Annotated in this window: 1 protein-coding gene; it reads left to right on the top strand. The window is 69.4% G+C overall.

What is annotated here, in order from left to right; all coding sequences use genetic code 11:
- A partial coding sequence (locus tag K675_RS0123220) for an SDR family oxidoreductase (RefSeq protein ID WP_017905863.1) occupies positions 1–750 on the top strand: 750 nt, incomplete at its 5' end.
- Positions 751–784: the final 34 nt, after the last annotated feature.

The following is a 784-nucleotide window of genomic DNA, read 5'->3' as shown; positions in this document are numbered from 1 at the left end:
GCCATCGACTGGCAGCGACCACTGGCCGGCCGCCGGGCGCTGATCACCGGGGCCTGTCGCGGCATCGGCCTGGCGATCGCCCAGGTGCTGGCCGGCGAGGGTGCCGAGGTGGTCTGCCTGGATATCCCGGCGGTCGAGGCTGAGTTGCAGCAGGTCGCCGGCACGCTCGGCGGTACGGCGCTGGCCATGGACATCACCGCGCCGCAGGCCGCCGAGCGCCTGCTGGCCTTCGTCGGGGAGCACGGTGCCTTCGATATCGTCGTGCACAACGCTGGCATCACCCAGGACAAGACCCTGGCGAAGATGACCGAGGCCTCCTGGCGCAAGGTCATGGCGGTCAACCTCGAGGCGCCGCTGCGCCTGAGCCTGGCGTTGCTCGAAGGGCAGGGCCTCAATCCCGGTGGGCGTATTGTCTGCGTGTCGTCGATTTCCGGCATCGCCGGCAACCTCGGGCAAAGCAACTATGCCACCTCCAAGGCCGGGGTGATCGGCCTGGTGCAGAGCCTCGCACCGCTGGCCGCGCGCCAGCAGGTGACGGTCAACGGCGTGGCGCCGGGTTTCATCGAAACCCAGATGACCGCGAAGATCCCGCTGCTGATCCGCGAGGCGGGGCGGCGGATGAACTCCATGTCCCAGGGCGGGCAGGCCGAGGACGTGGCGCAGACCATCGCCTGGCTGGCGCACCCGGCCTCGGGTGGGATCAATGCGCAGGTCGTGCGCGTGTGCGGGCAAAGCCTGCTGGGAGCCTGAAGCATGAGCGCGGATTCGACCCTTCGCATCATCG

The sequence above is a fragment of the Pseudomonas fuscovaginae SE-1 genome, from assembly GCF_000364705.1.
Classification (GTDB): domain Bacteria; phylum Pseudomonadota; class Gammaproteobacteria; order Pseudomonadales; family Pseudomonadaceae; genus Aquipseudomonas; species Aquipseudomonas fuscovaginae_A.
This window is presented reverse-complemented; position numbering and strand designations above follow the sequence as displayed.